We start from the raw sequence: 23,356 nt of genomic DNA on the forward strand, positions 1-23,356 counted from the left end.
TAAGCCTATCGTTTATATTTTCTTATGCCCACCAACTGAAACACAATCCATATATAAATAGCATCACCGTATAAAATTCACCCAACCGCAGTAAATACACCATAGCAATCGTAAAAAATCACCACATGTTCAATGCACTCAAAACGTCCAACCAATTGAGAAATTTGAGTGAATTCAAAGGCAAGAATCACTCATTCCAAAAAATCATGCATTTCATCAAAATATTATCGTTTTAATCCAACACAAATATATGAAAAATATAAAAATAATTAAAACTGTGTAAAAAAGGATACATGAGTGAATGAAATGATTGCTGTGATCTTAATCACCTGTTTGGCAGTAATAAGTCCTGGCGCTGATTTTGCTATCGTGACTAGAAACAGTTATTTATATGGTCGCAATATTGGATTAAGTACAGCACTAGGGATTGCTTGTGGTGTCTGGATACATGTGGGTTATAGCCTACTTGGTCTGGGTTTTTTAAAAAATCATATGCCCTATCTTTTACAAACAATTCAATATATTGGCGCTGCTTATTTAATTTATCTTGGCTATAAAACATTTACCCAGTCAAAAATAAAACTGGATGAAATTGGTGTTGGTATCAGTAGCTGGCAAGCGTTTAAACATGGTTTTTTAACCAATAGCCTCAATCCCAAAACAACTTTATTTGTAATCAGTTTATTTGCTCAGCTGATGACTTCTACAGGAAGTTCGACCATTCAACTTTTTGCTTATGGTGCGTTTATTTCGTTGAGTCATTTTGTTTGGTTTGGCTTGATTGTCTTATTTTGTGCACATCCCAGCATACGAAATAAAATTTTAGATCGCCAAGTGGTGATCAATCGTGTGATTGGCCTTTTACTGTTTATTTTAGGTTGTAGCCTATTATTTGCACGGTTTTAACTATTGGCGTAAATCACCAATAAAAAAAGCATGCCACTTTCAGTGAGCATGCTTTTTTTATACGCGCAAATTAATTTGGTGTGTGGTACATCAAATAAATTTCATTTAGATTTTCAGGAATTTCTTCAGCAATCTCGTCCATTAACTGACCATTGCGGCGGAAAGATTCCATTTGAGGATCTTCATCATCAATTCCACTAAACACCATCATTGGTAATGTGAGATCGACAACTTGATCTTCATATTCTGGTGCAAACCAAGCTTCTTCATTGAGGAACATTGCATCAACAAAGCCAACACTCCAGTCACCTAAGCTTGATTCAACATCAGCCTCTTCAATTTCAAAAGGAAATGTAATTCCTTCTTCATTGGCTAAGTTTTGTCGAATCGCTTCAAGCCATGCTTTGATTTGTACAATGATTTCTGCTGGAACTTTCTTTTGGTTATTATCAAATAGCTCATCAAGCCATTTATCAAAAGTAGGACCAACCGCAATTGCGCACAAGAAACCATGAGTCGCTGCGAAATCTAGACCAAATTCGTTTTGGTCACCATCTAGATAATCACTCAGTAGGTCTAAATCTAAAGCACTCATTTTGTTTCCAATAAATTTGTATCAGATTTAAGCATAGCATTTTCCCACGCCATGCCCAATGAATTTTTAATCTTCATCATCAAAATCATCGTCATCATCAATGTCATAATCAAAATCTTTTAAATCTTTTTCTAAACGACGTTGAGCAAGTAAATCATCGATCAAACGTCGCTTTTCTAAAGATTCTTTGGCGCTAATTTTGCTTGATGACTCATCGAAACTAACATCATCATCACCGTAGTTATCATCTAGTTCAAAATCTGTAGAAGACACTAAAACTACCTCATAATGAAAAAAAGTGAATGGGTCTAGGCGCTATTTATCTGTCTTCAGAAAACTTGTCAAGTTTTTTTGGTTTTTTTTACATTTAAATGCGAATTTGGGCTTTTTTCGGCCCCTATTTTATGTAATGATATAATCCACCCTGCGTCTTACTATTTTATGACATTTTCTGAATAGAATACGCATGGGATGATCTTGAAAATAACAATTTCACCCCCACCTATTTGATTGAATTTAACTTCTAAATATTTTATCGGACAGTCTTATGCTGATTTCTTCCGATGAGATATTCGAGCTATTCAAAGATATATTTTAAGAAATTGTGCGCTTATGCACGGTTTTTCACTGCCACAGATTCAACGAGAAGAGAGTAAAGATGAGCGAAATGCATTCCCCTACTTCCCAAGTAGCGGCTCTTATTAGCCGAGGCAAAGAACAAGGTTACTTAACCTACGCTGAGGTTAACGATCATCTCCCAGACTCGATCACCGAAAGCGAACAGATTGAAGACATTATCCAAATGCTTCAAGACGTTGGTATTCCTGTTCATGAACGCGCACCAGAAACAGATGATGCAATGTTTGAAGGGAATAGCGAAGCTGGCGATGAAGTTGCAGAAGAAGAAGCTGCTGCAGTACTTGCCTCTGTAGAAAATGAACCAGGTCGCACAACTGACCCAGTACGTATGTATATGCGTGAAATGGGTACCGTTGAACTTTTAACACGTGAAGGCGAAATTAGTATTGCCAAACGGATTGAAGAAGGTATTCGTGACGTTTTACATTCGATTGCTTATTGGCCAAATGCTGTTGAAGTTGTTTTACAAGAATATAAAGATTACGAAACTGGCGAGCGTCGCCTTGCTGATATTTTATCAGGCTATCTAGATCCTGAATCTGACGAAGTGATTCCCGAGGTTTTAGAAGACGAAGCTGAAGTTATCGTTGAAGAAGTAGATACGTCTGCAAAACCAACGAAAGAAGTTAAGTTGGATGATGAAGATGAAGAAGAAGAATCTGAAAGTGATGATGATTCTGAAGGCGAATCTGGCCCAGATCCAGAAATTGCAAAAGCGCGTTTTGAAGAATTAGAAGCTGTTTGGAATAATGCAAAAGTAGCAATTGCTCAACATGGCCGTAACAGTACCCAAGGGACTGAGGCAATGGAAGCGCTGGCAACTGTGTTTATGATGTTTAAATTTACACCACGTTTATTTGACATCATTTCAGAAATGATTCGTGGTACGCATGAACAAATTCGTACTTCTGAACGCGAGGTTATGCGTTATGCAGTTCGCCGCGGTCGTATGGACCGTACACAATTCCGTACATCGTTCCCAGGTCAAGAATCAAACCCAGCTTGGTTAGATGAACAAATTGCAAAGGCACCTGCTGAACAAAAAGGCTATTTAGAAAAAGTTCGACCTGATGTTTTGGCATTCCAGCAAAAAATTGCTGATATTGAAAAAGACCTTGATCTAAACGTAAAAGAAATTAAAGACATTTCTAAACGTATGGCGATTGGTGAAGCCAAAGCTCGTCGTGCCAAGAAGGAAATGGTTGAAGCCAACTTACGTTTGGTAATTTCAATTGCGAAAAAATACACAAACCGTGGATTACAATTCTTGGATTTAATTCAAGAAGGTAATATTGGTTTGATGAAAGCGGTAGACAAGTTTGAATACCGTCGTGGTTATAAGTTCTCGACCTATGCAACATGGTGGATTCGTCAGGCAATTACGCGTTCGATCGCGGACCAAGCACGTACGATTCGTATCCCTGTGCATATGATCGAAACGATTAACAAGATCAACCGTGTATCTCGCCAATTACTTCAAGAAATGGGGCGTGAACCTACACCTGAAGAATTAGGTGAACGTCTAGAAATGGACGAAGTCAAAGTTCGTAAGGTTCTTAAGATTGCCAAAGAACCTATTTCTATGGAAACTCCAATTGGTGATGATGAAGATTCTCATCTTGGTGATTTCATTGAAGATAGCAACATCACTTCACCCGTTGATGCTGCGACTTCAGAAGGCTTAAAAGAAGCTACACGTGAAGTACTTGAAAATTTAACTGAACGTGAAGCGAAAGTCTTAAAAATGCGTTTTGGTATCGATATGCCGACCGACCATACTTTGGAAGAAGTGGGTAAACAGTTTGATGTAACACGTGAACGTATTCGTCAGATTGAAGCAAAAGCTTTACGTAAACTTCGTCATCCTTCTCGTTCAGAACATTTACGTTCGTTCCTTGAAAATGACTAATTTGAAGTTGTTCAATCTATGAATACTTTCGGGACTTGAAAATCAATCGAGTAACCCCATTAAGTATTTAAGAGAAACACAATGCCTGCACTTATGCAGGCATTGTTGATAAATTAGAGGTGAAAAAATGTTAGACCGCACTCCATCTCGCGAATTACAAGAAGATCTTTGGGTTTTTCCAATGGATTACCCAATTAAATTGATTGGTAATGCGGGTGAAGAATTACGTGGTGCTGTAGTTGAAATTTTGGTAAAACATTTCCCTGAATTTAATGAAGCGACACTTGTTGTACAACCATCACGTACAGGTAAATATCATTCGATTACAGCCCAGCTACGTTTTGAAGAACTAGAGCAAGTGCATGCCTTGTATGCTGACCTTGCGGCTTGCGAACATATTCGTACTGCGTTGTAATGCTGAAATGACTTAAAAACACGCCCCAATGGCGTGTTTTTTTATGCGTCAGGATTTTAAGGAGGGTAATATGCCCCTCTGGTTTATTTGCAAATGATCAGCAATTGCTTTCACTTTTCCAAACTAAATTTCTTTATAATTAAAGCGATTTCTATATTTTAAGGGCACTTGTCTGTGAACGATGCTGTTCTAAAACCACATCTGATTATTCGTCAATATCAAGACTTGACGCTTTATGCCGAGCGTTTTCAGGAAATGAAATCTTTTACTGAACAACGTGATGAAAATTCTCCAGATCAACTTTGGATATTGCAACATCCTGATGTACTCACTCAGGGGCAAGCAGGAAAACCTGAGCATATTTTAATGCACAGTGATATCCCTGTTGTTCAATCAGATCGTGGTGGACAAGTGACATGGCATGGTCCCGGTCAAATGGTGATTTATTTCATGTTTGATTTAAACCGCTTGAAATGGAATGTACGTACATTGGTCACTTATGCAGAGAATTTAATGATCAATCTGCTCAAGAAATATCATATAGAAGCCTATGCCAAAGCTGATGCACCGGGTGTTTATGTCAATGAACGTAAAATTGGTTCACTCGGTTTTAAAATCCGTAAAGGTCGTAGTTATCATGGTTTAGCATTAAACATTGATTGTAATTTAGACGGCTTCCATACCATTAATCCGTGTGGTTATGCAGGTTTAGAAATGGTCCGCGTCTGTGATCTAATCACAAACCACCCTGATTACAGCCAACTATCGAAAGATGTGATTGAGTATTTTCAACAGAGTGGTTACTTTAGTGATATTAAAGTCATTGATAAAAAATCAAATGACCATGAAGTCATTCACAAATAAATCGCTTTATTTTTATCTGAAAACAAATTAGAGTAATTACTCTAAAACAAAAGTACAATTTTATATAAGGGACTAGCGAGTGATTTCAAGTAAATCTATCAAACCCGCTTTAGAACAAGCCTATGTCAAACTCATGATGGATGTGATTGGCAGAGGTTTGGTTATGGCGAGTCAAGTTGATGATGAAATTAAACATGAAGTATCAGTACTCCCTGTTGGTTTTACATTATCCATGAAAGTTTTTCCAAATGGCGCTTCATTTATTGCCAGAGTCAACCAAAACAAGCAACTTGAACTCGTTAAATCTTTAGATGGCAAACCAGATCTGTCGATTATTTTCAAACATGTTCACCATGCTTTTTTAGTCTTTTCATTTCAGGAAAGCACAGCTCAAGCTTTTGCAAATGACCGTATGATTGCAGACGGAGATGTAGCACATGCCATCCGTTTAGTCCGTTGTCTGAATAAAATGGAAGCATTAATTTTACCTAAACTGGTCGCAGAGCTCGCTGTAAAAGAATATCCATCAGAATTGAGCTTAAAAGAAAAATTGGCGGGTGCTGCAAATATCTATCTCAAAGTTGCCCAATCATATTTAAAAGGGAGTGCTTAACACATGGCTAAACCATATTACGAATTTTTCTGTCCTGTAAAAGTGATCGCTGGTCATGCTGCACTCGAACATATTCCTTTCGAACTCGCATCATTAGGCGCTAAGCGTCCCATGATTATCACTGATAAAGGAGTACGTGCAAATCACCTTTTGGCCCCTATCGAAGCTGCTTTTGAATCTACAGATATTGAAATTGGCATTATTTTTGATGATGTTCCACCTGATTCAAGCCTTGAAACAGTCCGTGCCGCTGCGCAAGCTTATCGTGAAAATAACTGTGATGCGATTATTGCTGTGGGTGGTGGTTCAGTAATTGATACCTCTAAAACAGCAAATATTTTAGTCTCAGAAGGTGGTGATGATCTGCTGAAGTATTCAGGCGCTCACAACCTCCCTCGCCCACTTAAACCATTTTTTGTCATTCCCACGACCTCAGGTACAGGTTCAGAAGTGACCTTGGCAGCCGTGGTATCGGACAATCAAAAAAATGTCAAAATGGCATTTGCCTCGAATTACTTAATGCCACATGCGGCTATTCTTGATCCGCGTATGACTCAAACATTACCACCACACTTGACTGCAATGACAGCGATGGATGCAATGACGCATGCTGTGGAAGCCTACACATGTATTGCAGCCAATCCAATTTCTGATGCATATGCAACTGCTGCCATCAAGAAGATTAGCAATAGTTTATTTGATGTACTGGATCACCCTAGTGATGCAACAGGTCGCTTAGAACTTGCTCAGGCATCAACAATGGCGGGCATCGCATTCTCTAACTCGATGGTTGGTATTGTACATTCACTTGGCCATGCTTTAGGTGCAGTTGCGCATTTGCCTCATGGCTTATGTATGAATCTGTTTCTTCCTTATGTGTTGGAATACAACAAAGACCTCAATGGTGACAAGATTGCCGATCTCTTGCTGCCACTTGCTGGTGCTGATATTTATGCACAAACGCCTGCTAACCAGCGTGCAGATAAGGCCATTGAAACGTTAAATACCATGCGTGATCGTCTCTATCATTTGACCAAACTACCACGCACCCTAAGTGAAACAGGCAAAGTCACTCAAGCACAGCTGGATGAAGTTGCTGAAAAAGCACTCAATGATGGCTCAATTATTTTCAATCCGAAAGAAGCTACTTTTAAAGATTTAAAGTCGATCTTAGAAAAAGCTTGGTAATTGTCTAAAATTGCGACAATATAGAGGGAGCTATTGGCACTAAGTCTATATTTGCAGTGATGTCATCCCCAGATGAAATGTTGACAGCCCCCGATAGTAAATAGCCTGATGTTTATCTAAACATCGGGCTTTTATCTTGCAGAATCGGCAGTCACTTATTTTTTGATCAAGATGGCACGTTTTCTGCTAAAAAAGCGAACAAAGTTACTGACAAATGTGACCTTTTAGAGTAGATTGGCGCACTTTTGTTTTATTCTTAGGGGGGATCGTTCGTCTCAAACGATCCTTATAAATATGACTGATCCTTGATCAACGATTAAGAGGATAACGCCGTTGACAGATATCTCTGGGACTCAATCCACAGCAAAACTGAAAAAAAATCTTGTGCTGTGGCATATTATCATTATTGGTCTAGCGTATATTCAGCCACTTACCTTATTTGATACCTTTGGTTTAGTGTCCGACGGAAGCCATGGACATGTTCCAACTTCTTATATTTTTGCGCTTGTTGCCATTCTTCTGACCTCTATCAGTTATGGTCATATGATCAAGCGCTACCCTTCGTCAGGGTCTGCTTATACCTATGCGCAAAAATCGATTCACCCGAATGTCGGCTTTATGGTGGGTTGGTCTTCTTGGTTAGATTATTTATTATCTCCACTCGTCAACATCATTTTGGCTGATATTTACTTAAGAGCCTTATTCCCAGATGTGAATAACTGGATCTGGGTCATAGCACTAACTGCAATTATGACTGTGATCAACCTATTTGGTTCACGTTTTGTTGCTCGATTTAACAGTACCATTGTTGTGGTGCAACTTGCGATCATTTTCTACTTTGTTTATGAAGTTTATTTACTGCTAACTCAGGGTATTTACGCAGATGGCACCTTAAACCCAGATAAAGCTGAACTATGGTCACTTGCTCCATTCTGGAGTGAAATGACTGCAATTGGTGCGTTAATCGGTGGTGCAACGATTCTTTGTTTCTCTTTCACAGGTTTTGATGCGTTATCATCCCTTGCAGAAGAAACCAAAGATGCTGAAAAAACCTTACCAAAAGCAATTTTCTCTACAGCGTTGATCGCGGGTATTATCTTTATTTTTAGTACCTATTTTATTCAGCTATTTTTCCCAAGTAATGCCAATCTTTACTTTAATCCGCTGGATGAGTCTCAACCTGTGATGCTTGAAGCTCTTGGCAATGCAACAATTCTAACGGCAATTACAGGCATCGCATTTAAAAAGTTAGTGTTGTATTTTGCGGTCATTGCTGTACTGGCTTCTGGTATTTCTGCACATGCTGGGGTATCACGTTTGATGTATGTAATGGGTCGTGATGGCGTCATTAACAAAAAGATTTTTGGTCACATCAGTCCAAAATTACATACCCCGACTTATAATATTTTGATTGTCGGTGTTGTTGCGTTATCGGCGGGTTTTCTGGACCTTGAGCATATTGTCAATTTAATTAGCTTTGGTGCTTTAACAGCCTTTAGTTTTGTGAATTTCTCCGTGATTTCACGCTACGCCTTACGTGATGGCAGAACAAAATCACTCAAAGAAATCATCAATTATGTGGTGATTCCGTCTCTTGGTTTTGCCAGTGTATTCTTGATGTGGTTAGAAATTGATGAAATGGCATTAAAACTCGGACTTGCATGGGCTGTATTAGGTGTAGCATATTTAGCCTATAAAACTCGTGGTTTCCGCTACCCTGCACCACAACATAATGAACATGAATAATTGATTATTGCATTTGTAATCAAATAACAAAGGCGCTTTATGCGCCTTTGTTATTTCAGTCATATCAACTGCAATTATGATGCAATAAATTTTTCCGTAATCGCTTTGATACGTTTTGCATATTGTTTTGCAGTCTCTAAATCACCGCTTGGAATTTCATCAACACTGGCATCAGCAGGTGATTGAACCAATAAGCCCACAGACCCACCTAAGCTGTTCACATCCTGACGTGTAGCACTTTTAGTGTTTGAAGGTGCTAAACCGAGGCTGACCCAAATACCACCGTGCTGTGAAGCCAAAGTGTGTAACGAAATTAATGTCACTTGCTTATCGCCATTCATACTTGCACTGTTGGTAAAACCACCAAAAACCTTGTCTGCCCATGCACGAGTAAACCAACGCTTAGATGATGCATCTGCAAATTTTTTAAATTGCCAAGGCACACCGCCCATGTAAGTTGGTGCACCAAATACGATTGCATCTGCGGCATCCAAAGTGTCCCAATCTTGATCTTGAATATTGCCTTCTTGATCCACTTCGATAAGTGTTGCCTGAATTTCATTGGCAAAGGTTTCTGCAATGACTTTGGTATGGCCATAACCTGAATGATAAACAACAGCGATTTTTGACATGATAAGTCCTCTTATATAGACGGTAAATATTTAAAAATTAATGTTTGATATAACTTGGAACGGTTGCCGTTAGACCTTGTTTGAGTTGTTGGGTAGATTCCCCAACCAACACTTCAAAGGCATTTTGTTGAATTCCATCAAATACGTGTTGCGCCACTGTGTGTGGAGAAATTTTGGCAATATCGAGTGATTGGGTTAAATCTGTGTCGACAAAACCGACATGTACCCCCATCACATGAACATTGGCTTTAACTAACCATTGTCGAGTTGAATTGGTAAATGACCATGCTGCTGCTTTAGAAATCGCATAACTGGCTAACATCGTGCTGGGTTCCCAAGACACATCCGATAAAATATTGACGATATAACTTTCAGAATGGCTTGCTAAAATTGGAGAGAATTGCTGAGTCGTATTGATCACACCATAAAGATTGGTGTCTAAAACCGTCCGTGTCACTGCTGCAATATTTGCGTCTACAGGACTTTCATTTAAGCGTGCAATACCTGCATTGTTGATTAATAGATTGACATCACCACATTCTGCTACAGCTTTTTGAATAGATACGGGATCTGTGACATCTACAACAATCGGAATAATACCCTGTTGATTAAAACCTTGAAGATTACGCATGCCTGCATAAACTTTCTTGGCGCCACGTTGTATCGCTTGCTGGGCAAGTGCTAAACCTAGACCACGATTTGCACCCGTAATAAAAACGACCGCATCTGTTATTTTCATTAAAACCACGCTCATAAATATAAAATGGTCTATCAACGCTATCAATCAGCAGAAGTTGTATTGACCTGATTAATTTATGATATACTTTTGAAATCTAGTATCAATTAGTTACTATGTGGTAACTGGTCATTTCTTGGTTATAACTTTCCAAATAGAGGTATAGATTGATGACTAATGCATTCAATTTTAATATTTTTCATCCAAATTGCCCGGCACGATCTTTTTTTGAAAAATTTGCAGATAAGTGGGTTTTGATGATTATTTATCGACTTCATCAGCACTCTCAACACTTCAATGAACTGAAAAAAAACTTAACAGGGATCTCACCTAAAGTACTTTCGCAAAAATTAAAAATTCTGGAAAGAGATGGATTTATCACCCGTACAATTCATGAGAACAATGTGATTCGTGTTGAATATGCATTAACCTCTCTAGGCTTTGAGTTTGCTCAAACTGCTTTATCATTTAAGCTCTGGGCTGAAGGCAATGTGCAACATGTGATTCGCGCACAAAAACAATTTGATGCAATTCAAGCAAAAAATGAGCCAGCTCTGTTGCAGGAAGCATAAATCTCAACACTCAGAACATGACTTTAACTCAGCTCGATATGTTGTAAATATGATTAAACTCAGCATAATTTTAATAAAACATATCAAAGGGAGAAAAATAATGAAAATTCCACTGCTCTTTATTCTAGCAATCCTCAGCCATAGTGCTTTTGCGTCCTATGAAAATTCTTGTGATTTAGAGGTTAAGCTTTTAGAAAACACTTCTACACGTACGCTATATATCAATAAAGATGGCTTAGGTGAAATTGAGGAAACAACACTCAACATAAAAGGTGTTGTAAAAAAAGCGCAAGAGGTAGGCCGAGCAGATAGTGGTTGTCAATACTATATCGGCAAAGTCTTAGAAGAAAATTTAAGAAATTTCCCGAATCGCTCTGAATTTAAAAAAGGACAAAAAATTAAACTGAATATCTTAATCACAGATTATAAAGGTATACCGAAATCTGAAACAGTGACCTATTTAGGACCAAACAAATAGTTAAAATCTGAATTATTTTAAAGTATGGATAATAAAGTACAAATGTCGGAGCACTCTGATACAGACTGTCCACATTATTTAGGAACGGTTATAGAAAAAATGACTGGCTCAGACATTTGCTACACAGCAAAGAAAGGGCAAAAATTAAGATAAATATTGTGATTACTCATTTTAAAGCCTCCAACAGATGAAGTCGCCTTTATTCAAAGATAATCACATCGCTCTTTCTCAAAAGGAAATCATAAACTAATATGAATAAAAACCCATCTAAACGATGGGTTATGATTTTTATTTTAATTCTTTAAATCCTTGTTGACGCCATGCTTCATATAGAATCACTGCGGTGGCATTCGATAAATTCAGACTACGTGAATTCGGTGCCATAGGTAAACGAATCCAATGCGCCTTTGGGAACATCATACGGACATCTTCTGGTAAACCACGTGTTTCTGGCCCCATCAATAAAGCCACAGGTCGGTTTAAATCTGAAGTATGCGGTGTTTCAGTACCTTTGGTAGTTAAAGGATAAATCGCATCAAGATCAATCCCCTGCACCTCTAAATGTGCCAGACATTCAGCAAAGTTTTCCCAAACTTTCATATGTGCCCATTCATGATAATCCAATCCTGCACGGCGCAACTTTTTATCATCCAGTTCAAAACCTAAAGGCTTGACTAGATGTAATTGTGCACCTGTATTGGCACATAAACGAATGATATTCCCTGTATTTGCAGGAATTTCAGGCTCGTATAAAACAACATGAATCACGGGAGATCTCTACTTATCAGAATACAACCTAAGTACTTTAAAAAAAGACCATGTCAGTTTTTTAAAGAAAAATTTAGGCAGATATTATTGCCACTGTAACTGTTCGCGCAAATTCACCACTTCACCAATAATGGTCAAAGTAGGCGCTTGAATATGGTTTTCTTCAACTTTTGATGCAATATCTGCCAAAGTTCCAACCACCACCTTTTGATCTGGGGTTGTCCCTTTGGAGATCAAAGCCACTGGCATATTTGGACGTTGACCATGTGATATTAGATTTTCACAAATTTTTTCTAGTCCCACCAAGCCCATATATAAAACCAATGTCTGATTTTCGTAAACCAGCTCATTCCAAGGTAATTCTGGTGAACCTTCTTTTAAATGCCCCGTTAAAAAACGAACGCTTTGTGCATAATCACGATGTGTAAGCGGAATCCCAGCATAGGCTGAACAACCTGATGCAGCAGTAATACCTGGGACGACTTGGAATGTAATATTGGCTGCAAAAAGCTCTTGAATTTCTTCACCACCGCGACCAAAAATAAATGGATCACCACCTTTTAGACGACATACACGTTTGCCTTCGGTGGCATATTTGACCAGTAATGCATTAATACCATCTTGTGGCACGGAATGATTAGAACGTGCTTTTCCGACATATATTTTTTCAGCATCACGCCGACATAACTCTAAAATTGCTGGAGAGACCAAACGGTCATAAATCACCACATCCGCTTGCTGCATCAGTCTAAGTGCTTTTAAAGTTAACAGCTCAGGATCACCTGGTCCTGCCCCCACCAAATAAACTTCACCTTTTGGTTTTTGCCATTTTGTCAAAGCTTGTTCAATTAAACGATCCGCCTCTTTGAGGTTGTCATTAAACACCTGCTCTTTTAAAGGACTGGCATATAAATCTTCCCAAAAGATTCGACGTTCATCAGGATTACTAATCTGCTCTTTAACTGCTTTACGCCATTTTCCAGAAAAATCAGCAAGTTTACCCATGCCATGTGGAATAGAAGCTTCGAGCTGAGTACGAATCTGGCGAGATAAAACAGGAGAAGTACCATTGGTGGCAATTGAAACTACCAGTGGTGAACGGTCAATGATCGCAGGCACCATAAAGCGACAATGTGGAGGATCATCAACACTGTTGACCAACACATTTAAATCTTCACAAGCTTCAAAAACAGCTTGATTGACAGCTTTATCATTGGTTGCAGCAATCACCAAACGATAGCTACTTAGGCTAATTTGATAATCAAATTTATCCGCATGATATTGCCCATAGGTTGAATGGACAATATCTAAGAGATTTTGCTCTATATTTGGCGCAATCACATGAATCACTGCACCTGCTTTTGCAAGTAATACTGCTTTGCGGTAAGCAATATGCCCACCACCCACAATCAGACAAGGTTGCCCTTGCAGTTTTAGTGAAATTGGGAAAATTTCCACAGTGTTCCTCAAAAGTTCAAATCTGATTGTACTAAGCAATATTTATGCACAAAACTGAACCAAATATCGAGTTTTCGACATTTAATCGATAAATGTTGCACCAGCCATGTACGGGCGTAACACTTCTGGCACTTCAATAGAGCCATCAGCACGTTGGTAATTTTCCATCACAGCCAATAAAGTGCGACCTACAGCCAAGCCTGAACCATTCAAAGTATGTACCAGCTCAGTTTTCTTTTGATCTGCACGATAACGCGCCATCATACGGCGTGCTTGGAAATCTCCCATACTTGAACAAGAAGAAATCTCACGATATGTATCTTGGCTTGGTACCCAAACTTCTAAATCATAAGTTTTGCATGCACCAAAGCCCATATCACCACCACATAAAACGATTTTACGATATGGTAAACCCAATGCTTGTAAGATCCCTTCCGCATGCCCTGTCAATGCTTCCAAAGCATCCATTGAATCTTCAGGTTTTACGATTTGAACCATTTCAACTTTGTCGAATTGGTGTTGACGGATCAAACCGCGAGTATCACGACCATAAGAACCCGCCTCACTACGGAAACATGGTGTATGCGCAGCATATTTCAACGGTAAACGATCAGCATCAATGATTTCATTACGTACAAAGTTCGTCACTGGAACTTCAGCCGTTGGAATCAAATAGTATTCTTTTTCACCTTGTAATTTAAATAAATCTTCTTCAAATTTAGGCAGTTGACCCGTACCACGCAATGAGTCTGCATTAACAAGATAGGGTACATATGCTTCAGTATAACCATTTTTCAGGGTATGCGTATCGAGCATGAACTGGGTCAATGCACGTTGTAAACGGGCTAATGGACCTTTCAATACACTGAAACGTGTCCCCGTTAACTTGGTTGCCGTTTCAAACTCCAAACCACCCATCATTTCGCCAAGGTCTGTATGGTCTTTGATTTCGAAATCAAATTGACGCGGTGTTCCCCATTTTAATACTTCAACATTATCACTTTCATCTTTCCCTTCTGGTACAGACTCATGTGGCATGTTTGGGATAGAGAGTAATTTTGCTTCTAATTCAGCTTGAAGTTCATTCAATTCAACTTCAGCAGCTTTAATTTCATCACCAATCGCACCCATACGTGCCATGATTTCTGAAGCATCGCCACCAGATTTTTTGATTTGACCAACTTGTTTCGCACCCGAATTACGCTCTGCCTGTAAGTTTTCAGTTCTAGACTGGATTTCTTTACGGCGAGCTTCTAGTGATGCCCATTCTTCAACGTTGAGTTGTACACCACGTTTGGCTAAGGCTAAGTTTACAGCCTCGATATTATTTCTGATTAATTTCGGGTCGATCATAGTCAATCTAAAGGGTAAGAAAAAAACTGACTATAGTGTAAGCTCTTCACTGTAAAAAATACAGTGACAGAGCATTAGACATACATGAATTGTATGATTTGAAGGCAATTAAGGTGTAACAGGTTTTTCGACAGCCGCTTCGACTTGAGGTAGACTTGGTAAATACTCAGCTTTAATCAAATCTTTTGCAACTTGATACGGCAGTTTTAACTCAGGCATACCTTCTGCATAAGAGGTAAGCTCATACAGTGGATAAACAAAAACTAGACCATTTACACCATAATAATAGTTATCGCTTAACTGCAACTTTTCACGTGTAATATCTTTTTGAATCAACCAATTCGCATTGGCATCATAAAGCTGTTCAGCCACTTTTGCTTCCACGTTTGGTTTTAGAATATCAGTTAAGGCGAGGCGCTTTTGCGTGGTTAAATCGAATGTCACATATTCATTGTGATACATCCCATGAGCTGCACCTGCTACATAGGTATAAGTCTGGATCACAAAAGTGGCTAAATTATTTTGTTGTGAAATAAAACGAACATAAATTGAATTTTGATTTAAACCTTTAGCTGAAGATTGCGCTTCACTTTCAGCTTGGGCATGATTTTGATCTTTTTCAAATGCGCCAGGTACATCTTTTTTAATACGATTTAGAAAATAATCATCTAGCCAAGGCACATTACTTTTAACAGTTTGCAAATCATATTGTGTACAACCATCTTCATCACAAAACTGTTTTTTTACCACGTTGACTCGCTCAACTTTGGCTTGAATCAGCGGTATTTGCGCGTGTTGAGTCGCAGTTGCAGCCTGTTCTGCTTGAGGTTCCGGCTTTTCCTGGCATGCGCTAACCATGAGCATACTGGATAAAAGAGATAAAAAAATCAGACCACTTTTAAAATTTACTTTCATTTCTATATCTTTAAAGCATATTTAGTAATAGCCCTATCATAAAACCAGAACCTTTAAATTAATATTCATTATTGTAATTATCACCTATTTACACTGTAAATAAGCGCGTTGTTATTTCAAAGATTTGCTTTCTGCTAACATCTTCTTCCTGTTGATACGCGCATTTATCCATCTTTTTTGTTGATAACTATGTTTTAAATAATCATTTCTTGTGTGCAAATAATACTATTTTTATAATTTTTAAACTCATTAGATCAAAAACTAAATAACATTGAATACCACTAATAACACCAAACATCCAATCCTCAGGGTCAGGGCCAACACTGGGTTGAGCCAAAACTACAAATAAATCATTATCACTAAAAAATGTTAGCACAAAAGTATGGAACTGTCGTGGAGCACCACGTTCATTATGTTGAACAAAATACTTCCCAGCTTGTTTGATCATTTTCAATGTGATTGCAGGACTGACAACTCCATCTAAATTATCCTCAAAATCGCATCTGACTTCATCAATTTGTTCTTCAAATAAATCACTCGCGTCATCATAAATAAACACTTTCTTCTTTATGTCATAACAATAGAAAATTGTATTTAAAAGATACTTTTCATAATTATTGTGAACTGAAAATAAAGCTTTTAATATTTTTTTATTTGGGGTGACTTCTAAATATACATCGTAGTAACGACTCAGCTCAAAAGTGGGTTCTCTGTTTGAAAAAACTTCATAAAGCTTGATTAAACACAAAATAAGATCTGCAGTCATAAAAGAGTTAGAGGCCGTTTCCGGATGATATAAGGGATGTTTAAAATCTACAGTCATAATTCAAACCTTAAGCTAAATCCACCCAATTACAATGAAACCCCAGTGGTACATGTACCCCCAAATCAATTTCAGCTTGTGGCTGAATTTCCAATCCATTTACTTTTAAAATAAAAGCTTTGGCTGCTTCTCCGTCCAAATGATGTAAATAGGCCATCAAATAACCATGCCCTTCTGCACTGTGCTCATGCTCAGCCACAAAAGTGACTTCACCCATTGCCCACTGTATACCAAAATCATAACTCACCGATGTTTGCATTTCTAAATCATGAATATATAAACAATTGAACAATGCAGTTCCAGCAAAACCCAAAGTATATAAATAACGATATGGAATCCCAGTAAAACGCGCATCAATTTTCGGAAATTCTTGAATCCGAGAGTCGAGTACAGATCTATCTAATGTCTGTGAGTTTAGATCAATGCTCCAACGCTCTAATTGTGCATGTTGCAATTCATAAGCTGCGTGTTGAGAATGTTCAAAATCGTCCTGATGTACTAAAACATCTAAAATAATTCTATTTTCATGATCACGAAAAGCATTTGCCGCATGAAAAACAAAACATGGCTCAAGCTCAATCCACTGAATCTTTTCAGCATTTCCATATTTAGGCAATATTCCGATACGCGCTGGATGTTGTTTATTCCATTGATACGGAACACTTGCGCCACGTAATAATCGAGCCATAGAAAAAGTAAGTGGAAAATCAAAAACCAAAACTTCATGTTGTGTAATGAGACAATCATGAATCATGGGACCATGTTGTAATAAAATTTGCGTCACATGAATCAAATCGCCATGCTGATCAATCACTTGGTAATAGGCATTTTTACGATCTAAGGCATCATAACTAATCGCATGTAGGTGCCCTGTTTTGATATCTTTACGAGGATGTGCCGTAAACGGTAAATCAGCATCACTATTAAACAACTGATAACGTTCTGCATTTAACTCATCATCTAAGCAGATCGGAAACGCGCCAGCTTCAATCACTGCCCAAAGCTTTCCTGCATGTTTAAAAATGTTGGTATTTACAACATCATGTGCGCCACGGCGAAAACCACCTATTGAGGGACGTTGTTTATATTTCTGTACAGTATCTGTGGCCAGCATACTGCTTTTAAAGCAGATTGCTTTACCTGCTTGTAATTTGAGTGCATGAATCATTCCATGACCAAGATACCACTCAAATAATGAAGGCTTTTCTATCTCAATCGGATTTGAACCAATTCTTAACAATAAGCCTTTTAAATGATCTGGGATAATTCCTGATATTTTTAAGTGAGTTGTGATGATTTCTTCAACTGGTTGGTAAAGCTTTTTGTGATATAGATTAACTTCCTTATCACGACGATGTCGCCTTAAAAATCGCCCAATCACGCAGATTAACTTTTGTCTCAAAACATTAAAAAATGATTTTTGCGCAGTTATCCTTGGGTAATGTTTGAGTTTCAATTGTGTTTTGCGATACATACAGAATCTCTATTTTTATATTCAAACCCTTGTTTGAGCATAGAATAATCTTATATTGAAAGCCACTTTATTTGCTCGTCGCTATTTATCATTCGCCTGATTAACATGACCGAGTCTATTGCTTTGTTCTGTTTAATTGGCATAAAAAAAGCAACCTTATGGTTGCTCTTCTATTCACTTAAAATCGTTTATTGATCTATGATATCTGTACCTTTAGGTGGCACAAAATTAAAGGTAGATGCTGGGATAGCCGCATTGACCTGTACATTGTTAAAACGCACAGTGGTTGTTTGACCTAAAGAATCTTGCAAGATCATTAAAGTCGGTGCATTTTTCGCCCCAAAACTAATCGTCAAGCTTTGGAAAGCACCATCTTTTTGTTTTGGATACAAGGTATAGTAAGTTTTACCTGCATTTGGCTGAGTAATACGATAAGCCTTTTGAATTTGCTCGGTATTACCACTGAGTAGTAATGCCGGTGTATTGGCAACCTGCTCATCTAAACTTTGGCGTACAGCCTGCTGTAAGTCAGGATCATAAATCCACACTGTACGACCTGCAGTCACAATAGTCTGTTTCGCGGGTGTCGTGGTTTCCCAATAGAATTTACCAGGGCGCTCAACCTTCATTGTACCTTTAAAAGTTTGATTCATATGTTGAGCGGTTAAACCCTTTTTCTGTGCAACTTTACCTGTTTGAGTCGCTTTTGTGGTTTGCTCAAAATTTGCAGTAAAGCTTTTTACACCACTGAGTTGTTTAACCAGATTTGCGGTTGCTTGTTGCTCCGAAGCAGCAGTTGCTGCAAAAACTGTTGTGCTCATTACAGGTGCAAACAGCGCTGCACTTATAGCCACTGCACCCATCGTTTTACGAAGCATATTCATATGTCCACCTTTTCTATGTCTGCACCTCAATTAAAATATTCAGATAATATTTGGCACAGAATGTAATTTATTAGATTGCTTATCTTAAACCAAATTGAGTCAGTAATAATTGAGAAAATAAGAAGTTTTGTATTGTTATTGGTGCAATATGTTGAAAATTATTCATCATGATGAAGATGGTTTTTTCTTTAATGCTAAAAAAACTGATAAAAAAACCCGCAATAAAGCGGGCTTTTTTGCACTATTAAAACTTACGCTTCAACAGATACATAGCGACGGCCAAATTGACCTTTCACTTCAAATTTGATTACGCCGTCAGCAGTAGCAAATAAAGTATGGTCACGACCCATACCAACATTTGTACCCGCGTGGAATTCTGTACCACGTTGACGAACGATAATGTTACCAGCAGTCACAGCTTGACCACCGTACATTTTAACACCTAACATTTTAGGATTCGAATCACGACCGTTTTTGGTCGAACCACCGGCTTTTTTAGTTGCCATGTCTATATACTCCTAGTGATTAACCTGCGATCGTAGTAATTTTCAACTCGGTAAACCATTGACGGTGACCTTGTTGTTTACGGTAGTGCTTACGACGACGCATTTTAACAATACGAATTTTGTCATGACGACCGTGACCAACCACTTCTGCAGTTACTTTTGCGCCAGCTACAACTGGAGCACCGATTTGAATACTTTCGCCATTCACAACCATTAATACATCATCAAATGTAATAGTCGCGCCAGTTTCAGCTTTCAACAATTCTACTTTAAGGGTTTCACCCTCAACAACACGGTGCTGTTTACCACCGCTTTGGATTACTGCGTACATAACGTACTCCAACTGACCCGTGTCGTCGTGCCGATAAAGGAATATACCGATCTTAAGACGAACGCCACTGGGGGTTATTCAAGGGCAAAGATTTTAAGTGATAATGAATTAAACAACAAGTCATTTCCAGCAAATATTAGCATTGTATAGAAAATAATCTGCATATATTCATTTTTTTAAGATTCTCCCTTTGATAATATGAATTTTTTTTTAAGATCCAGCTAAAATTGAAATAGATTTTTAAAACAAATCCGCTACTATGTAGCTCAAAAGAATGATCTATTGAATGTTAAATGCTTTATTCATCTTTGGACAAAGGAGGAACAAATCATTAAGATTCAGGCACGATGTCTGCTTTCAAAAGCAACATTGAGACATGTTAATTGTTACACTAGCAACTTATAACGCATTTGCATGAGGCTCCCACCCGATGACCATCGACTTTAAGCAAGATATTCTCGCTCCAGTTGCAACCGACTTTGCTGCAATGGACAAGTTTATTAATGAAGGGATTACCTCAAAAGTTGCTTTAGTAATGGCGGTCAGTAAACATGTTGTTGAAGCTGGTGGTAAACGGATGCGTCCAATTATGTGCCTACTTGCAGCAAAAGCATGTGGTGCAACAGACTTACAGATGGAGCCTTATCGTAAACTGGCAGCCATCATAGAAATGTTACACACTGCAACACTAGTGCATGATGATGTGGTCGATGAATCTGGTTTACGTCGTGGTCGTCCAACTGCTAACGCGACTTGGAACAACCAAACTGCGGTATTGGTTGGGGATTTCCTTATTTCTCGGGCTTTCGATCTTCTTGTCGATCTAGACAATATGATTTTGTTAAAAGACTTTTCAACTGGCACTTGTGAAATCGCTGAAGGCGAAGTGTTACAACTCCAAGCCCAACATCAACCTGAAACAACTGAACAAACATATTTAGATATTATTCACGGTAAAACATCTCGTTTATTTGAACTTGCAACTGAAGGTGCTGCAATCCTTGCTGGGAAACCTGAATATCGTGAATCTTTACGCTTATTTGCTGGCCATTTTGGCAATGCCTTCCAAATTATTGACGATATTTTAGATTACACTTCTGATGCTGAAACATTAGGTAAAAATATTGGTGATGATTTAATGGAAGGTAAACCCACTTTACCTTTAATCTCAGCCTTAGCAAATACCCAAGGTGAAGAGCACGAGATTATCCGTAAAAGTATTGCAACTGGAGGAACAAGCGATTTGGATCGGGTGATTCAAATTGTTCAGACCTCAGGTGCTTTAGATTACTGTAGTCGCCGTGCAACAGAAGAAACTCATGCTGCGATTCAGGCTTTAAATCATTTACCTGAATCTGAGTATCGCCAGGCATTGTATAATTTAGCGCAACTTGCCTTACATCGAATTCAATAAAATTTAACAAGGCTTATGCATATACAATTTAATGATCTTTTCCTCCTTATGCAGGAACAACTTGATAGCATAAAAGTTGTTCCCAATCCTGATATATTAATTGAATTAATCAATCGTATCAGACCTACTGACAGCCACAATTTAGAAGAAAGTCAAAATAAATTTGAGGAGTTACTTCAAGCACTCTTAATCACACCAAATGCATCATCTGCGTTTCAAGGTTACTTACTAAAACTGGTTAACCACTATAAACAAGCAGGATTATATGCAGATAGTGGGATTTTATCCTTAGACGGTTTCTGGAATCAGCTTGGACAACGTATCGGCGCACATTTTCTACCTTTATTAAAAGACGAATCAGATCTCAAAGATTTGGTCGGCAAAGTGTTTCATCAACGTAGCGATAAGTATTGGCTGGAAAATATAAGTGAAAAGAAATGGGAACAACTATTCCGCTTATTGAATCAAGGTCATCGTTATAAAAACGATAAATTGGGAATTAAACGCGACATTGTTAAAGCCATCACAGTACTTTCTTATCGAATCAGTGGTATTGGTCTGTATCCTGAATTTATCAATGCTTACCCAGAACTTCAGGAATATGAATCTCCTTTTTTAGTTCAAAATCGTGAAATAGTTGAATTTATAGAAGCGTATAAGAAGCAGCATCAAGATGAAGATGAGCTTGCTATTGGTATAGCTCCAGATGCAGATCAAGCTTTGGTTATGATTGAACAATGCCGCGATGTGGTATTAAAAATCCGTCGAGCAATTAAACGGATTGGTGTTAGCTTAAGTTTGACTTATTTATTATCGCTACTAGAACAATGTATTGATCGAATTGAACTGCTTCTCAACTTACTTGTAGAAGATGATCAAATTCGTTATCAACTCTGTGGCGAATTACTCACCGATTTAGTCAATGCACACTATAGTGAAACCAGTGTACGTGATTTACTCAAAACTAATAGTGAATTGATTGCACTACAAGTCACTGAAAATGCAAGTAAGACGGGCGAACATTATGTCAGTACCGATAAGAAAGGTTTCTTTGGCATGTATAAAGCAGCTGCAGGTGCAGGTGCGATTATTGCCACCATGGCAACACTTAAAATACTGACAGCACGTTTAGTTCTTGCACCATTTATGCATGCTTTTCTTTACAGCATGAATTATTCATTGGGTTTTATACTGATTCATGTTTTGCACTTTACTGTAGCAACAAAGCAACCAGCAATGACTGCAGCCGCACTAGCATCAACAGTTCAGCACCAAAAAGGTTCAAAAACAGCACAAATTGCTGAACTTGCAGGACTGATTATTAATATTATTCGGACGCAGTTTATTGCAATTCTGGGAAATATTTCGATTGCAATTCCAACTGCAGCTTTAATAACGTATCTATGGCAACTTTCGATGCATGAACCACTTTTAACCCATGCGAAAGCGACAACCTTACTCGCCAGTCTAAATCCATTTACCTCACTAGCAATACCACATGCAGCAATCGCTGGTGTTTGTTTATTTTTATCGGGATTAATCGCTGGATATTTTGACAATATGTCAGTCTATCGAAAAGTCGGTCCTCGTTTAAAAGCCCATATGAAATTGAAAAAAATAATGGGACAAGCAAGGTTGGAAAAATTTGCAGACTATATAGAAAGAAACTTGGGTGCTTTAGCAGGTAATTTTATCTTTGGTATTATGCTTGGAAGTATGGGAACAATTGGGTTTATTTTAGGCTTACCATTAGATATCCGTCATATTGCTTTTGCTGCTGCCAACTTTATTCAAGGCTTAATGACCATCAATGGCTCACCTGATATTGGTCTCATTATTGTGTCTTTCCTTGGCGTGTTGTGTATTGGTTTAACCAACTTATTTGTCAGTTTCACCCTCACCATTATTGTGGCACTTCGAGCAAGACAAGTTCGTTTTTCGCAATGGAAACCATTGGCAAAACTTATATTTACCCATTTTTCTACCCGTCCTTTAGATTTCTTTTGGCCCCCAAAGCAACCGTTACAACTGGAAGATGAGGCAAACTCACAAAACAAACTAAATCACTAAGCTTTTTGTTAATTTTTGTGCAAATTGTTAAATATTTCACAAAAAGAAATTAGTATAAATTACCTAA

The 23,356-nt window shown here is 38.1% G+C and carries 24 protein-coding genes; 11 read left to right on the plus strand and 13 right to left on the minus strand.

What is annotated here, in order from left to right; translation table 11 throughout:
• The first annotated feature begins 297 nt into the window (after positions 1 to 297).
• Positions 298 to 906, plus strand: a complete 609-nt coding sequence (locus AC2G3J_RS15085) for a LysE family translocator (RefSeq protein ID WP_336952766.1) — start codon at positions 298 to 300, stop codon at positions 904 to 906.
• A gap of 70 nt (positions 907 to 976) precedes the next feature.
• On the opposite strand, the gene AC2G3J_RS15090 is transcribed toward AC2G3J_RS15085, so the two are convergent.
• Together AC2G3J_RS15090 and AC2G3J_RS15095 are read right to left on the minus strand one after the other, a co-directional pair.
• Positions 977 to 1,501: a YecA/YgfB family protein gene (locus tag AC2G3J_RS15090; RefSeq protein ID WP_004722523.1), complete on the minus strand. Its 525-nt coding sequence runs from the start codon at positions 1,499 to 1,501 to the stop codon at positions 977 to 979.
• 66 nt (positions 1,502 to 1,567) lie between these two features.
• Entirely contained in the window at positions 1,568 to 1,774 is a 207-nt protein-coding gene (locus AC2G3J_RS15095) for a PA3496 family putative envelope integrity protein (RefSeq protein ID WP_004722524.1), read from the minus strand.
• Between the two features lie 385 nt (positions 1,775 to 2,159).
• On the opposite strand from AC2G3J_RS15095, the gene rpoD reads away from it, so the two are divergent.
• From rpoD to AC2G3J_RS15125, 6 genes are all read left to right on the plus strand, one after another.
• Positions 2,160 to 4,049, plus strand: a complete 1,890-nt coding sequence (gene rpoD / locus AC2G3J_RS15100; RefSeq protein WP_419819541.1) for an RNA polymerase sigma factor RpoD — start codon at positions 2,160 to 2,162, stop codon at positions 4,047 to 4,049.
• 127 nt (positions 4,050 to 4,176) lie between these two features.
• Complete coding sequence (locus tag AC2G3J_RS15105) at positions 4,177 to 4,464, plus strand: YbeD family protein (RefSeq protein ID WP_004722529.1); 288 nt, start codon at positions 4,177 to 4,179, stop codon at positions 4,462 to 4,464.
• 174 nt (positions 4,465 to 4,638) lie between these two features.
• Positions 4,639 to 5,328 (plus strand): lipoyl(octanoyl) transferase LipB, encoded by a 690-nt coding sequence (gene lipB / locus AC2G3J_RS15110; RefSeq protein ID WP_336952771.1) that lies wholly within the window; start codon positions 4,639 to 4,641, stop codon positions 5,326 to 5,328.
• A gap of 79 nt (positions 5,329 to 5,407) precedes the next feature.
• Positions 5,408 to 5,941 carry a hypothetical protein gene (locus AC2G3J_RS15115; protein ID WP_336952772.1) on the plus strand — a complete coding sequence of 178 codons (534 nt, stop codon included), beginning with the start codon at positions 5,408 to 5,410 and terminating at the stop codon, positions 5,939 to 5,941.
• Between the two features lie 3 nt (positions 5,942 to 5,944).
• Positions 5,945 to 7,129 carry an iron-containing alcohol dehydrogenase gene (locus AC2G3J_RS15120; RefSeq protein ID WP_336952774.1) on the plus strand — a complete coding sequence of 395 codons (1,185 nt, stop codon included), beginning with the start codon at positions 5,945 to 5,947 and terminating at the stop codon, positions 7,127 to 7,129.
• A 333-nt stretch (positions 7,130 to 7,462) separates the two neighbouring features.
• Positions 7,463 to 8,875 carry an APC family permease gene (locus tag AC2G3J_RS15125; protein WP_004722537.1) on the plus strand — a complete coding sequence of 471 codons (1,413 nt, stop codon included), beginning with the start codon at positions 7,463 to 7,465 and terminating at the stop codon, positions 8,873 to 8,875.
• Positions 8,876 to 8,949: 74 nt separating this feature from the next.
• On the opposite strand, the gene AC2G3J_RS15130 is transcribed toward AC2G3J_RS15125, so the two are convergent.
• Entirely contained in the window at positions 8,950 to 9,507 is a 558-nt protein-coding gene (locus AC2G3J_RS15130; protein WP_419327613.1) for a flavodoxin family protein, read from the minus strand.
• 37 nt (positions 9,508 to 9,544) lie between these two features.
• On the minus strand, positions 9,545 to 10,246 hold the full coding sequence (locus tag AC2G3J_RS15135; RefSeq protein ID WP_336952778.1) for an SDR family NAD(P)-dependent oxidoreductase: 702 nt from the start codon (positions 10,244 to 10,246) through the stop codon (positions 9,545 to 9,547).
• 167 nt (positions 10,247 to 10,413) lie between these two features.
• Here AC2G3J_RS15135 and AC2G3J_RS15140 point away from each other — a divergent pair, with 167 nt between their 5' ends.
• Positions 10,414 to 10,815: a winged helix-turn-helix transcriptional regulator gene (locus AC2G3J_RS15140; protein ID WP_004722540.1), complete on the plus strand. Its 402-nt coding sequence runs from the start codon at positions 10,414 to 10,416 to the stop codon at positions 10,813 to 10,815.
• Positions 10,816 to 10,915: 100 nt separating this feature from the next.
• A complete protein-coding gene (locus tag AC2G3J_RS15145) occupies positions 10,916 to 11,293 on the plus strand; it encodes a hypothetical protein (protein ID WP_419359920.1) in 378 nt (125 codons plus the stop codon).
• 288 nt (positions 11,294 to 11,581) lie between these two features.
• Here AC2G3J_RS15145 and AC2G3J_RS15150 read toward each other — a convergent pair whose 3' ends face one another.
• The 9 genes from AC2G3J_RS15150 to rplU all read right to left on the minus strand — a co-directional run bounded on the left by AC2G3J_RS15150 (position 11,582) and on the right by rplU (position 19,805).
• The gene (locus AC2G3J_RS15150; protein ID WP_336952782.1) at positions 11,582 to 12,061 is read right to left on the minus strand and encodes a tRNA (cytidine(34)-2'-O)-methyltransferase; all 480 of its coding nucleotides are present in this window, start codon (positions 12,059 to 12,061) and stop codon (positions 11,582 to 11,584) included.
• An 84-nt stretch (positions 12,062 to 12,145) separates the two neighbouring features.
• Positions 12,146 to 13,519 carry a siroheme synthase CysG gene (gene cysG, locus AC2G3J_RS15155; RefSeq protein ID WP_419819543.1) on the minus strand — a complete coding sequence of 458 codons (1,374 nt, stop codon included), beginning with the start codon at positions 13,517 to 13,519 and terminating at the stop codon, positions 12,146 to 12,148.
• A gap of 81 nt (positions 13,520 to 13,600) precedes the next feature.
• On the minus strand, positions 13,601 to 14,872 hold the full coding sequence (gene serS / locus AC2G3J_RS15160) for a serine--tRNA ligase (protein ID WP_419359925.1): 1,272 nt from the start codon (positions 14,870 to 14,872) through the stop codon (positions 13,601 to 13,603).
• A gap of 108 nt (positions 14,873 to 14,980) precedes the next feature.
• On the minus strand, positions 14,981 to 15,787 hold the full coding sequence (locus AC2G3J_RS15165; RefSeq protein ID WP_419327610.1) for an RsiV family protein: 807 nt from the start codon (positions 15,785 to 15,787) through the stop codon (positions 14,981 to 14,983).
• Between the two features lie 202 nt (positions 15,788 to 15,989).
• A complete protein-coding gene (locus AC2G3J_RS15170) occupies positions 15,990 to 16,610 on the minus strand; it encodes a hypothetical protein (protein WP_483770224.1) in 621 nt (206 codons plus the stop codon).
• A gap of 10 nt (positions 16,611 to 16,620) precedes the next feature.
• A complete protein-coding gene (locus AC2G3J_RS15175; RefSeq protein ID WP_483770225.1) occupies positions 16,621 to 18,084 on the minus strand; it encodes a carotenoid oxygenase family protein in 1,464 nt (487 codons plus the stop codon).
• Positions 18,085 to 18,272: 188 nt separating this feature from the next.
• Positions 18,273 to 18,968, minus strand: coding sequence for an outer membrane lipoprotein periplasmic chaperone LolA (gene lolA, locus AC2G3J_RS15180; RefSeq protein WP_004722558.1), 696 nt, complete (start codon positions 18,966 to 18,968; stop codon positions 18,273 to 18,275).
• A gap of 251 nt (positions 18,969 to 19,219) precedes the next feature.
• Positions 19,220 to 19,474: a 50S ribosomal protein L27 gene (rpmA, locus tag AC2G3J_RS15185; protein WP_004722560.1), complete on the minus strand. Its 255-nt coding sequence runs from the start codon at positions 19,472 to 19,474 to the stop codon at positions 19,220 to 19,222.
• A 19-nt stretch (positions 19,475 to 19,493) separates the two neighbouring features.
• Positions 19,494 to 19,805 carry a 50S ribosomal protein L21 gene (gene rplU / locus AC2G3J_RS15190; protein ID WP_004722561.1) on the minus strand — a complete coding sequence of 104 codons (312 nt, stop codon included), beginning with the start codon at positions 19,803 to 19,805 and terminating at the stop codon, positions 19,494 to 19,496.
• 430 nt (positions 19,806 to 20,235) lie between these two features.
• Here rplU and sdsA point away from each other — a divergent pair, with 430 nt between their 5' ends.
• Entirely contained in the window at positions 20,236 to 21,219 is a 984-nt protein-coding gene (sdsA, locus tag AC2G3J_RS15195; protein ID WP_336952791.1) for an All-trans-nonaprenyl-diphosphate synthase, read from the plus strand.
• A 15-nt stretch (positions 21,220 to 21,234) separates the two neighbouring features.
• Positions 21,235 to 23,289 carry a site-specific recombinase gene (locus AC2G3J_RS15200; protein ID WP_336952792.1) on the plus strand — a complete coding sequence of 685 codons (2,055 nt, stop codon included), beginning with the start codon at positions 21,235 to 21,237 and terminating at the stop codon, positions 23,287 to 23,289.
• Positions 23,290 to 23,356: the final 67 nt, after the last annotated feature.

Source organism: Acinetobacter legionensis (genome assembly GCF_057165765.1).

What these genes read in the sequence shown, in the direction of transcription:
- AC2G3J_RS15090 (WP_004722523.1), bottom strand. Translation starts at nt 1,501, where the DNA reads ATGAGTGCTTTAGATTTAGACCTACTGAGTGATTATCTAGATGGTGAC.
- rpoD (WP_419819541.1), top strand. Translation starts at nt 2,160, where the DNA reads ATGAGCGAAATGCATTCCCCTACTTCCCAAGTAGCGGCTCTTATTAGC.
- AC2G3J_RS15105 (WP_004722529.1), top strand. Translation starts at nt 4,177, where the DNA reads ATGTTAGACCGCACTCCATCTCGCGAATTACAAGAAGATCTTTGGGTT.
- AC2G3J_RS15120 (WP_336952774.1), top strand. Translation starts at nt 5,945, where the DNA reads ATGGCTAAACCATATTACGAATTTTTCTGTCCTGTAAAAGTGATCGCT.
- AC2G3J_RS15130 (WP_419327613.1), bottom strand. Translation starts at nt 9,507, where the DNA reads ATGTCAAAAATCGCTGTTGTTTATCATTCAGGTTATGGCCATACCAAA.
- AC2G3J_RS15135 (WP_336952778.1), bottom strand. Translation starts at nt 10,246, where the DNA reads ATGAAAATAACAGATGCGGTCGTTTTTATTACGGGTGCAAATCGTGGT.
- AC2G3J_RS15140 (WP_004722540.1), top strand. Translation starts at nt 10,414, where the DNA reads ATGACTAATGCATTCAATTTTAATATTTTTCATCCAAATTGCCCGGCA.
- AC2G3J_RS15145 (WP_419359920.1), top strand. Translation starts at nt 10,916, where the DNA reads ATGAAAATTCCACTGCTCTTTATTCTAGCAATCCTCAGCCATAGTGCT.
- serS (WP_419359925.1), bottom strand. Translation starts at nt 14,872, where the DNA reads ATGATCGACCCGAAATTAATCAGAAATAATATCGAGGCTGTAAACTTA.
- AC2G3J_RS15165 (WP_419327610.1), bottom strand. Translation starts at nt 15,787, where the DNA reads ATGAAAGTAAATTTTAAAAGTGGTCTGATTTTTTTATCTCTTTTATCC.
- AC2G3J_RS15170 (WP_483770224.1), bottom strand. Translation starts at nt 16,610, where the DNA reads ATGACTGTAGATTTTAAACATCCCTTATATCATCCGGAAACGGCCTCT.
- AC2G3J_RS15175 (WP_483770225.1), bottom strand. Translation starts at nt 18,084, where the DNA reads ATGTATCGCAAAACACAATTGAAACTCAAACATTACCCAAGGATAACT.
- lolA (WP_004722558.1), bottom strand. Translation starts at nt 18,968, where the DNA reads ATGAATATGCTTCGTAAAACGATGGGTGCAGTGGCTATAAGTGCAGCG.
- rpmA (WP_004722560.1), bottom strand. Translation starts at nt 19,474, where the DNA reads ATGGCAACTAAAAAAGCCGGTGGTTCGACCAAAAACGGTCGTGATTCG.
- rplU (WP_004722561.1), bottom strand. Translation starts at nt 19,805, where the DNA reads ATGTACGCAGTAATCCAAAGCGGTGGTAAACAGCACCGTGTTGTTGAG.
- sdsA (WP_336952791.1), top strand. Translation starts at nt 20,236, where the DNA reads ATGACCATCGACTTTAAGCAAGATATTCTCGCTCCAGTTGCAACCGAC.
- AC2G3J_RS15200 (WP_336952792.1), top strand. Translation starts at nt 21,235, where the DNA reads ATGCATATACAATTTAATGATCTTTTCCTCCTTATGCAGGAACAACTT.